Source organism: Marinomonas sp. MED121 (genome assembly GCF_000153025.1).
Classification (GTDB): Bacteria; Pseudomonadota; Gammaproteobacteria; order Pseudomonadales; family Marinomonadaceae; genus Marinomonas.
The window spans coordinates 565,008-576,767 of record NZ_CH672431.1; the positions used below are offsets into that span (position 1 = coordinate 565,008).

General features: G+C 40.5%; 11 protein-coding genes. 1 reads left to right on the forward strand and 10 read right to left on the reverse strand.

All coding sequences use genetic code 11. The annotated features are described in order from the left end of the window. From MED121_RS14150 to rpmH, 10 genes are all read right to left on the reverse strand, one after another. On the reverse strand, positions 1–444 hold a 444-nt coding region (locus MED121_RS14150; protein WP_009834401.1), incomplete at its 3' end, for a FoF1 ATP synthase subunit a. A 53-nt stretch (positions 445–497) separates the two neighbouring features. After that, complete coding sequence (locus MED121_RS14155) at positions 498–902, reverse strand: ATP synthase subunit I (protein WP_009834402.1); 405 nt, start codon at positions 900–902, stop codon at positions 498–500. A gap of 223 nt (positions 903–1,125) precedes the next feature. Further along, positions 1,126–2,010, reverse strand: coding sequence for a ParB/RepB/Spo0J family partition protein (locus MED121_RS14160; RefSeq protein WP_009834403.1), 885 nt, complete (start codon positions 2,008–2,010; stop codon positions 1,126–1,128). A 76-nt stretch (positions 2,011–2,086) separates the two neighbouring features. Continuing rightward, positions 2,087–2,863, reverse strand: coding sequence for a ParA family protein (locus tag MED121_RS14165; RefSeq protein WP_009834404.1), 777 nt, complete (start codon positions 2,861–2,863; stop codon positions 2,087–2,089). Continuing rightward, positions 2,863–3,495 (reverse strand): 16S rRNA (guanine(527)-N(7))-methyltransferase RsmG, encoded by a 633-nt coding sequence (gene rsmG / locus MED121_RS14170; RefSeq protein ID WP_009834405.1) that lies wholly within the window; start codon positions 3,493–3,495, stop codon positions 2,863–2,865. The genes MED121_RS14165 and rsmG overlap by 1 nt, the downstream gene beginning before the upstream one ends. A 38-nt stretch (positions 3,496–3,533) precedes the next feature. Further along, positions 3,534–5,423 (reverse strand): tRNA uridine-5-carboxymethylaminomethyl(34) synthesis enzyme MnmG, encoded by a 1,890-nt coding sequence (gene mnmG / locus MED121_RS14175; RefSeq protein ID WP_009834406.1) that lies wholly within the window; start codon positions 5,421–5,423, stop codon positions 3,534–3,536. Positions 5,424–6,200: 777 nt separating this feature from the next. Then, complete coding sequence (gene mnmE / locus MED121_RS14180) at positions 6,201–7,583, reverse strand: tRNA uridine-5-carboxymethylaminomethyl(34) synthesis GTPase MnmE (protein WP_009834408.1); 1,383 nt, start codon at positions 7,581–7,583, stop codon at positions 6,201–6,203. Positions 7,584–7,758: 175 nt separating this feature from the next. Next, positions 7,759–9,402 (reverse strand): membrane protein insertase YidC, encoded by a 1,644-nt coding sequence (gene yidC / locus MED121_RS14185; protein WP_009834409.1) that lies wholly within the window; start codon positions 9,400–9,402, stop codon positions 7,759–7,761. Positions 9,403–9,552: 150 nt separating this feature from the next. Then, a complete protein-coding gene (gene rnpA / locus MED121_RS14190) occupies positions 9,553–9,951 on the reverse strand; it encodes a ribonuclease P protein component (RefSeq protein WP_009834410.1) in 399 nt (132 codons plus the stop codon). Positions 9,952–9,958: 7 nt separating this feature from the next. Next, the gene (gene rpmH / locus MED121_RS14195) at positions 9,959–10,093 is read right to left on the reverse strand and encodes a 50S ribosomal protein L34 (protein ID WP_009834411.1); all 135 of its coding nucleotides are present in this window, start codon (positions 10,091–10,093) and stop codon (positions 9,959–9,961) included. A 531-nt stretch (positions 10,094–10,624) separates the two neighbouring features. On the opposite strand from rpmH, the gene dnaA reads away from it, so the two are divergent. Further along, a partial coding sequence (gene dnaA / locus MED121_RS14200) for a chromosomal replication initiator protein DnaA (protein ID WP_036180527.1) occupies positions 10,625–11,760 on the forward strand: 1,136 nt, incomplete at its 3' end.

The following is an 11,760-nucleotide window of genomic DNA, read 5'->3' on the forward strand; positions in this document are numbered from 1 at the left end:
TGTCGGTACCACTTTAAAGTAAGGGATACCAGCAAGAGCAGCGAGTGTAGGCAAGAAGTCTACAGGTATTAAATCCATGAGGTTCATTAAGAACACCCAGACAAAAATCGTCAATGCTAAGGGTGCAACAACCTTGCTCTTACCATGGAAGGTTTCTTTGACGCTACCGTCAACAAACTCAACCATCAACTCTACAAAGTTTTGCAAACCTGAAGGCGTCTCAGCAGATGCCTTTTTAGCTGCTTTTCTAAATAGCCAAATGAACAACAGACCCAGTGCAATGGAAAAACCCATTGTATCTAGGTGAATTGCCCAAAAGCCCATGTCGGCTGCTTCTGCTGCACCATGGGCAATGCCCCATGTTCCATCAGGATGTTGACCATAGGTCAAATTCTGAAGGTGATGCTGAATATATTCAGAAGCTGTTGGATTTTCACTTGCCATATTATCTATCCACGCTCTTTAATGATTAAAAACTGTCATCCTTTTATACTTAATTAATGCTTAAGTACAAAAGGGCTAAGCCAATGGCTTAAAACTGTCATTCCAAAACCTGCAAAAAAGTAACCTGCAGCTAGTGGCTTTACTAGGCTAAAAATCAGACTCATCATAATTGCAGTGATGATTAACTTGCCTGCTTCACCTTTGTAAAAAGATTTCGCGATCTCTTGAGCCGCTCTAACCTTCTTACTTCCAAATACTCTAAATGCCATATAAGCACTTGGGATAACACTTGCGATAGCGCCTAAAAAAAATGAGTAGGCAGACAACTCACTATTCGCAAAAAAAATCACCAAAGTGATAACACATGCCGCTAAGAACTGAAAAAAAACAAATTGAAAAACAGCCGTTTTTTTCGCTTGAATCAGTTGTTTAGAACTGAGCGGTTTATTGTTTGTCATTATCACTAAAACCTCTAATCTCTTCGCTCAAATAAACCTGCAAAACTTGCCGCTTATTGAATGAACTCAAACACTTAATTTGAATTCGTAAAATCCCCTAGAGGTTAAAAATTCGACGCATTATAGGGGGAATAAGTGACGCGTTCAACACTATCACGCTATTCATGTCGATGATTCTTAAGTTTTATGAAAAAAATGCACAAAAAAAACGCATACGAGACCTTTAATTGGTCTCAAATAGTTCACTTAACAGTAATTCTAAGTGTTCGGGGTTACGGTACTCAATGACCAATTTACCTTTACCTTTCGGGTTTTGTTGTATCTTTACCGCAGCATTAATCTTCTGACTTATGCTCTCTTCCCTCTGGCTAAAGTCAGGCAAATTTTCAGCTTCTTGCTCTTCATTTTGCTGTTTAAATTGGATTGACTTCACTAAACGTTCAGTTTCTCTCACAGACATACTTTTTGTCACCACTTGAGAGGCTGCAAGTATCTGTTCATCATGCTCTAACGGTAAAAGTGCACGTGCATGACCCATTTCTAAATCACCATGCTCTAGTAGGCGTCTTACCTCTGGCGTCAGGCTTAACAGTCGTAGTAAATTAGCCACAGCGGAGCGAGATTTACCCACGGTTTCAGCGACTTCTTGCTGGGTTAACTCAAACTCTTCAATTAAACGCTGGAGCGCAATAGCCTCTTCCACTGGGTTAAGGTCTTCACGTTGAATATTTTCAATTAATGCCAACACCACAGCGTCAGAATCTTCTACATGGCGAACAATTACTGGCACTTTTGAAAGTTCCGCTATTTTAGCGGCTCGCCAGCGCCTTTCACCGGCAATAATCTCGTATTTTCCATTACTTACCGGACGAACAACAATGGGCTGCATGATGCCTTGCTGCTTAATAGAAATAGCTAGCTCGTCCAGCTGCACAGAGTTCATATCGCGTCTAGGTTGGAATTTCCCTTTACACAGCAAATCATGGTCAAGGTAGGTCAACCCATTAAGTTGCTCAGTTGGCTCATTAGATTCAACATCATTAGCCACTGCTTGAGGTGCTAATAAGGCATCTAAGCCTCTACCTAACCCACGTTTTTTAACTGTCATTTTTAACCCTTTCAACAAATATGACTTTTATTCAAAAAGTCCGTCTTATACACACTGATATTAATAATTAACTGAGCTAGGTTAGCTCAGCTTGATTTTTACGAATAAACTCACCCGCTAAAGCAAGATAAGCAATGGCACCACGTGATTGTTTTTCATAATGTAATACGGGCAACCCGTAACTGGGGGCTTCTGCCAAACGAATATTACGAGGAATCACAGTATCATACACTTTTTCAGCAAAGTGCTTAGTCAACTGTTGTGATACATCATGGGTTAAGCTTGGCCTTGGATCATACATGGTACGTAAGATACCTTCGATAGCTAAGGTTGGGTTTAACGCCTGAGCAATACGCTCAATGGTTTGCAGTAGTGCCGTTAAGCCTTCAAGAGCATAATATTCACACTGCACAGGAATCAGCACACCTTGAGATGCCGCTAGTGCATTCACTGTCAGCATATTAAGTGAAGGCGGGCAATCAAGTAATATAAAGTCATATTCTTGCTCAACCTCATAAAGGGCTGAACGTAGCCGTGTTTCCTTACTAGGAAGATCTAACAGAACCACTTCCGCGCCAGTAAGATCCCCATTAGCAGGCAAAACACTATAACCAGCAGGTTCAACATCCACTATGCTTTCTTTTACTCCATGGGTGCCCACAAGCACATCAAACACACTGGTTTCTAACCCTTCCTTATCAATTCCACTGCCTGTTGTTGCATTTCCTTGTGGATCAAGGTCTATCAGTAAAACACGGCGCTTCATGGCCGTTAAAGACGCGGCTAAATTGACGCAACTTGTTGTTTTACCGACACCGCCTTTTTGGTTAGTGACGGCGATAATTTTTGCCATTACTCGTTTCCTTTACGTTTCATGACGACTAAATGACGTTCTGCATTGACATGGGGAACCGTTAAAGTATGAACCTCTTCCACATATACAGCTGCAGGTAATTCCTGAATCTCTTGTTCAGGGTACACGCCTTTCATTGCTAAAAAGTTGCCACCCGTTTTTGGTAAAGGCAAAGTCCAATTGATCATATCTTGTAATGAGGCAAATGCACGTGAAATAACGTGATCATATTGACCCGCTTGAGCATGAAGCTCAACTCTTTCATTGGCCACAGTGACATTATCAACACCCAATTCCATTTTTACTTGGGTTAAAAAACGTGTTTTTTTGCCATTACTGTCTAACAGGGTAAATGCTTTTTCAGGGAAGCAGATAGCGAGAACCATACCAGGTAAGCCAGGGCCTGTTCCCACATCTATAATTTTATCACCCTGAATATAAGGAATCGTTGATAGACTATCAATCAAATGCAAGGCGATCATTTGATCCACATCGCGAATCGCTGTGAGGTTGTAGGCCTTATTCCACTTTTGCAGCAGAGCAAGGTAATCAACTAGCTTTTGAATGGTTAGTTCTGGTAGATCGACGCCCATGGTTTGGGCGCCTTTCTGAATAATCTCAAAATGTGACACAATCAATTCCGTAAAAATAAAGTTAACGGATGCTGATTCTAGGCACTTTTGCTCGCAATGGCACGTTTTTTAAGACTGATTAACAATAATGAAACAGCAGCAGGGGTAATCCCTTGTATTCTTGATGCAGCAGCAAGGGTTGCAGGTTTTGCTTCAATAAGCTTTTGTTTTACTTCATTTGAGAGGCCTTCAATATTGGAATAATCCATATCTACAGGCAGTGGTGTATTCTCTTGACGACGTAAACGTTCAATATCTTCAGCTTGACGGCTAATATAACCTGCGTATTTCACCGCAATTTGAACTTGCTCAGCGACTTGCTCAGAAACAGGTTCCTCTGGTGCATTTTTAAGATTTGCCACATCCTTATACTCAACCCCAGGACGTTTAAGCAAATCCATCAGGCTATATTCATGAGTAATTGGATTTTCTAGTTTAGGATTAATTGCCGCAGCTTCATCGGTATTAGGGACAATCCAATTAGACTTCAATCGCGCTTGCTCAGTTTCAATGGCTTCTTTTTTGGCACAAAATGCCGCCCAACGCTCATCATCAATTAAACCTAATTCGCGACCTTTTTCCGTTAAACGTAAATCGGCATTATCTTCACGCAATATCAAACGGTATTCGGCGCGGCTGGTAAACATACGATAAGGCTCTTTGGTCCCCATGGTGATCAGATCATCAACCAAAACACCAATATAGGCTTCATCACGTCTTGGGCACCAAGCCTCTTTTTCTTGTGCTAATAAAGAAGCATTCACTCCGGCTAAAAGCCCCTGAGCACCTGCTTCTTCATACCCTGTCGTACCGTTTATTTGGCCCGCAAAAAAGAGTCCAGGCATATGTTTTGTTTCAAGTGAATATTTAAGATCCTGAGGATTAAAATAATCGTATTCAATGGCATAACCAGGACGGGTAATATGTGCGTTTTCAAACCCTTTCATAGAGCGAACAAGCTCAATTTGAACATCAAAAGGTAAAGAAGTAGAAATACCGTTTGGATAAAGCTCATGGGTAGTTAAACCTTCTGGCTCAACAAAAATCTGGTGGGAGTTTTTATCTGCAAAACGCACAATTTTATCTTCAATCGAAGGACAATACCTAGGACCAATGCCGTCTATCACACCCGTATACATAGGTGATCTATCCATACCTCCACGGATAATATCGTGTGTTTTTTCATTAGTATGGGTAATAAAGCAATTAATTTGTGCTGGATGGAGATCTCTTGAACCCATATAAGACATCACAGGCGTAATATCATCGCCAGGCTGTGCTTGCATCACGCTAAAATCCACTGAACGAGCATCAATACGTGGCGGTGTACCTGTTTTAAGGCGATCTACTCGAAAAGGTAATGCGCGTAATTTTTCAGCTAAACCGATTGATGGCGGATCTCCCGCTCGCCCACCGGCATGATTTTCTAGACCGACGTGTATCAAACCACCTAAAAAAGTACCCGCAGTTAAAACCACAGTCTTACTTTGAAAGCGAATACCCGTTTGAGTCACAACACCTCTTGCACAGCCGTCTTCAACAATAAGATCTTCCACGGACTGTTGAAATAGCCAAAGATTTTCTTGATTTTCTAAGGTATGACGAATGGCTGCTTTATATAAAATGCGATCAGCTTGAGCACGAGTGGCTCTTACAGCAGGGCCTTTACGAGAATTTAAGGTTCGAAATTGAATACCGCCTTTATCGGTTGCCAATGCCATGGCACCACCTAAAGCATCAATTTCTTTAACTAGGTGTGATTTCCCAATTCCACCAATGGCAGGATTACAAGACATCTGCCCTAATGTTTCTATGTTGTGGGTTAAAAGTAAGGTTTTTACACCTGTGCGTGCTGCAGCTAATGCCGCTTCAGTGCCGGCGTGACCACCACCAACGACAATTACATCAAAGCGACTTGGGAAATCCACTTGAACCTCGGTATTACTTAGTAAAAAACATATATGAATAAAAAACGAACAATGCTCGAATTGGAGGCCGCTAGTATAAAGCCAAAATTTCAAAAAGAAAGTAAAGCCAGCTTGTTATACCCGGTCATCATAATTAAATATAAAGTATATATATCTATGTTTCTTATGTTTATGTCTATTATATAGAGAAGACTTTTCTGTTTATAACTTAATAAAATACATATAAATCAAAAATTTAAACCTCTAATAAGGTGTTAAGAGAGGCTAGATTAAGCTGTTATGTGGATAACCTAAAGGTGTGCATAATATGGCTAGTTATACACTGTGATTTTAAAACACCAAACTTGTTCAAAACTGTGCAAAACTTAATGTTAGGATATCACCATACTTATTAACAGGGTGTTTTGAAATTTAAACCTGTTACTATCTATATGAATTTGTTGATAAATTTTGTTTTTTTACTGTGTTTCATTGGATTGAAAATAAAAAATCTATCCACATTAAAATAAATTAAAAAAAGGTGAGTTTTCGATTTTTTTTTAGTTTTTGTGAATAGTTATGAGAATTTATGCAAGAAAAGAAGGATTAGAAAAAGCCTTTGACGGTGGATAACCTAATTTTAACGAGGGAAGCTGCGAATAAGTTCTTTTGCCTCAGCGTGTGAATAAATCCCTTTAGTTTGAAAGGACACCAAGTCTAAGAAAAGGAATGAGAGTTAAGTGGTAGAAAGGAGCGAAGGCAAGTAGAAATGATTGGGATCTACTTGCCTAGGGGATTTTATTTTCCGATACAGAAAGAACCGAAAATACGGCCTAATAGGTCATCACTTGTAAAAGCTCCCGTAATTTCACTTAAGGCATTTTGTGCCTCTTTTAGATCTTCTGCTAGTAACTCGCCTGCACCAAAGTCATGTAATTGAAGTGAGCCTGCATTAAGGAACTCACTTGCTTTATTTAAGGCTTCAATATGACGTCGACGCGCGATAAATCCCCCTTCTGTTGTACTGTCATAACCCATGACATCTTTCAAGTGTTGAGTCAGCAGTTCTACCCCATCCTGGTTTTTGGCGGATAAAGAAATGACAGGGATATTATTTACCTGAGTAACCCCTACCTTCTCTGTTGTAAGATCTACCTTATTTCGCACTAAGGTTAGGTTGTCTTGGTTAGCGAGCTGTGCAACAAATTCAGGCCAAATATGTGCTGGATCTGTTTCATTAGAAGAAGACTTACTATCGACCATGAGTAAGATGCGGTCTGCCTTATGAATTTCCTGCCAAGCTCTTTGTATCCCTATTTGCTCAACTTCATCAGGGCTATCTCTTAAACCTGCGGTATCAATAATATGCAGTGGCATACCATCAATGTGAATTTGTTCTCTAAGCACATCTCGCGTTGTGCCTTCTATGTTAGTGACTATGGCTGAGTCTTTACCTGATAAGGCGTTAAGCAAGCTAGATTTACCGGCATTAGGGCGGCCAGCAATGACCACATTCATGCCTTCTCGAATAATCGCCCCTTGTTTGGCTTCTTTTTGGACTGCGATCAGGTTTTGTTGAATCCCTTTTAAATCATTCGCGACCTTACCATCTCCAATAAAATCAATTTCTTCTTCTGGGAAATCAATCGCTGCTTCCACATAAATACGTAAATGGATAAGAGATTCAACTAACTCATCTATGCGCTTTGAAAAAGCACCCTGTAAAGATCTGAGCGCACACTTTGCTGCTTGTGTTGAGGCTGAGTCGATTAAATCTGCGATCGCTTCTGCTTGGGTAAGGTCCATTTTATCATTTAAAAACGCTCGCTCTGAGAACTCTCCTGGGCGGGCTAAGCGGGCGCCTAGCTCTAGCACTCGACTCAATAGCATATCAATAATAACGGGGCCACCATGGCCTTGAAGCTCGATGACATCTTCACCTGTAAAGGAGTTTGGGTTAGGAAAATAAATGGCAATCCCTAAATCGATTTGTTCGCCTTCTGCATCTTTAAAAGGACCATAATGAGCATGTCTAGCGGTTGGTTTAAACCCTAAAACCTGTTCTGCAATGGATAAACTTAATGGACCTGATAGCCTGATAATACCTACACCTCCCCTTCCAGGTGGGGTTGCTTGGGCAGCAATAGTGTCTTTATCTAGAACTTGGCTTAATTCAGTCATGGTGGGCCTTTATGAAATTTGGCAATAAAAAAATAAGGTTAAATTATCAGCTAGTCTGGGGGCAATCTCAAGCCACTATCTTAAGCCACTAAAAGCGCCTAATTTGGATTAAGGTTGCTCATAAAAAAAGGACCTCATGTGAGGCCCTTTTTTGACTATCTAATGATTGAGAAGGTTAGGCTTCTCTTTCAATACGCTTAGTAATGACGTATTGCTGCAAGATAGATAAAGTGTTGTTTACTACCCAATAAAGTACCAAACCACTTGGGAACCACAAGAAGAAGAAAGTAAATGCGATTGGCATAATCTTCATGATGCGGGCCTGCATTGGATCTGGAGGCGTAGGGTTTAACATTTGCTGGCCAAGCATACTGATACCCATAAGGATTGGCAGTACAAAGTATGGATCCATAGCTGAAAGGTCATTAATCCATAGCATAAATGGTGCATGGCGTAGTTCCACACTTTCCATTAATACCCAATATAGTGCTAGGAAAACAGGCATTTGAACTAAGATAGGTAAGCAACCACCCAGAGGGTTGATCTTCTCTTTCTTATAGAGCTCCATCATGGCGGCAGACATTTTTTGTCTATCATCCCCGTGCTGTTCACGTAAACGTGTTAGCTCTGGTCCAAATTTACGCATTTTTGCCATAGAGCGATAACTTGCAGCAGACAGCTTGAAGAACAAAGCTTTTACGACAACTACGACAAGAATAATTGCCACACCCCAGTTAATAACAAAAGATTGAATCGCTGTTAATAACCAGAACAAAGGCTGAGCCAACCACCACAACCAACCATAATCTACGGTTAATTCTAAGTTAGGGGCAGTGACACTAAGTTGATCTTGAAGTTTAGGGCCAATATACAATGTAGAGCTTAAAGTCCCTTGTGTTCCCGCTGCAATTTCAACACTTGGTCCTGTAAAACCTATGATATTGAATTCGCCTTTTTGACGAGTATAAAGGGTCGCTTTTTGATTACTATCCGGTACCCAAGCACTTACAAAGTAGTGTTGTAATAAGGCTATCCAACCACCTGTTGTGGTGATTTTTGTTGGGCTTTCGGCCATGTCAGAAAAGCTTACTTTAGTGTAAGGGTTTTCTTCGGTAGAAATTGCACCACCTAAGTAAGGCTGCAGTCCCATTCCGCTTGAAGCACTTGGATCTTCAGTATTATCACGTTTGATCTGAGCAAATAAATTACCCTGCCAAGCCGCATTAGAATTATTGTCTACTGTAATTTGCTGTCGAACGGCAAACTCACCTCGTTGAAAGGTAAAGGTTTTTGTATATTGCACGCCGTGCACATCAGTGAAATAAAGGTTAACCGCTAAGCTATCTTCACCGTCACCTAATTTAAACTCACTTTGTTCTACACGGTAAACGGGACGACCGTCTTTACTGGCATCTGGGCCATTCGGGCCGACAAGACCACTTTGGGTCACATAGATACGTTCAATACCATTATCTAATAAAACAAATGGCTCATTAGAAGCTTGAGCTTTTTTGTATTCAGGTAAAGAGGCCTTAACAATATCGCCACCAACAGGGTCGATTGAGACAATTAATGCATCTGTGACGACTCGTATCAGAGTGTCAGAAGCAGGTAATTTGGCATCGACCACAATATCATTGGACGCTACAGGTGCGGCGGCCGTCGAAGGTAAGTCAGTGTTGTTAGAAGCTTCTTGTGTTTGGGTTGTTTGAGCAACATTGCTTGTCGCTACTGAACCATAATCTTGGTTCCACTGTAAAAACAGCATGTAGCCAACAACAAAAAGTGCACCCCATAAAAAATAACGTCTGAAATCCATGGTATTCAACTAATATTGTTTGGTTAGAAAAAAGGGCAAAGCCCTGAAACTCACGCCTTACACATCCTGCCAAATTGCTAGAGCATGCCAGACAAAAGCCTCACGAAAAAAACTGGCGTTATTAAACCAGCCTTTCAAGCTTTTTTCAGCCTATTTCTGTTTGGCTTTGGTGTCTTTTGGCTGATTATTGGCTTTTTTAGACCGTTTAATAAGCTGATGCCATGCTTTGTCTATCCGTTTAGCCAAAGTTGGGTTATCTAACTCTTTAATGCCTTGGCGTGCTAGAAAGACAACGTCAAATCCAGCAAGTTCGACTTTATGATGACGAAATGATTCTCGTACCAGTCGTTTGATGCGGTTTCGTCCTACTGCACGCTTTTCATTTTTTTTAGCAACAATGAGTCCCAACCTAGAAAGGTCGTCATCTCTTTTGGTTGCTAATAAAAGGAATTCGCCAGCAAAGACTTTACAAGAGGTGTGATTAAAAACGGTTTGATAATCCCCAGCAGTCAGTAATCTGACCTGCCGGGGAAAACAAAAGTCTGTCATAAACGGCTTATGCGCTTAGAGACTTACGACCACGAGCACGACGACGTGTGATAACAGCACGACCGCCTTTAGTAGCCATACGGGCACGGAAACCGTGGTTACGCTTACGTTTTAGAACGCTAGGTTGAAAAGTTCTTTTCATTTTCTTTCTCTCACTACTGAAGCAGTGTTTCAGTTTTGAGGGTTAGCCTTAGCCAAGCCTCTTCATTTTGATTCAAAATCAGGCGGCGAATTTTATTGGAGTTTAATAATGAATTCAATCATTAAACAGACAATAAAAAGAAAAAAAGCAAGAAATAAATACTTAACATTTTATAAACAGGCTTATATCTCTATGTGGATTAAAAAAATAAGATATTTTAAAAGATATACACAGATGCAAATTTTTTTATCTATATTGTTAATAAAAACAAAATCTTAATAGTGATAAATTCAGTGGATATAATTATTAACAAGAGGTAATTTTAATGTTAATAACTAGCCTTATTATCCACAAAGAAAGGTTTTTATCTACTTGTGTGTATAACTATGCCTGTTATTAACATTTTATGACGATTTAAATAAATTCTGTGAGTTTTTAACTAATTTGCATCTTTTTGTGGATAACTGATTCTCTCCGAGTTAGAATTTCGCGCTTAACTGTTTTTTATTTGCCCAGCAGGAGTGAAGGTTAGTGTCATTGGAGTATTGGGATCTTTGTCAAAAACGATTACAAGATGAGTTTTCTGCTCAACAATTCAATACTTGGATTCGCCCACTTGATGCTGAAATCAACGCAAATGGTGATTTAATCCTATCTGCCCCTAATCGCTTTGTTTTAGATTGGGTGAGCAATAAATATCAAACTCGCATTAAAGAGCTTCTTACCGAATTTGCTGGCAGTGAGCCGGCCCCTGTTCTTTCTTTTACGGTTCGCACTCATAATTTAGTTAAACCAGCTGCTCCACCAGCCCCTGCTCCTCTTGTTGAGCCAGCACCTGTTGCTGTAGTGGAAGAGCGCGCCAACAATGTTAGCTATCGACCCGGCTTTAGCTTGATGGAAGAAGATACGGTAAAGCATGCGGATTTAGAGTTTGAGGCACCGTTAAAACTCTCGGATAGTGGCTTAATTGGTGATTTGGAACCTTATACCCAAGGACAATTACCTTTATCGCCTTCTTCAAATCGTAAAGTGGATGTTGAAGGGGGGATTAATCATGGCGCTAACCTCAATAATTCTTTTACCTTTGATAACTTCGTTGAAGGTAAATCTAACCAACTTGCCCATGCCGCTGCTTTACAGGTCGCCGAAAATCCGGGTGGTGCTTATAACCCCCTCTTTATTTATGGGGGCGTAGGCTTAGGTAAAACTCACTTAATGCAAGCTGTTGGTACAGAGTTAATGCGTCATAACCCGAATGCTAAGGTAGTCTATCTGCATTCGGAACGCTTTGTTGCGGACATGGTGAAAGCCTTACAACTTAATGCAATTAACGACTTTAAGCGCTATTACCGCTCGGTTGATGCCCTATTAATTGATGATATTCAATTCTTTGCAGGCAAAGATAGAACGCAAGAGGAATTCTTTCATACCTTTAATGCCTTATTAGAGGGGGGTCAACAAATGATTTTGACCTGTGATAGATATCCAAAAGAGATTAAAGGGCTAGAAGACAGGCTCAAATCACGCTTTGGTTGGGGCTTAACCGTGGCGATAGAACCCCCTGAGCTTGAAACCCGTGTTGCGATTTTAATGCGTAAAGCAGATGAGAGTAATATCAAACTGTCTTATGATTCTGCGTTTTTTATTGCGCAAAAAATTCGTTCTAA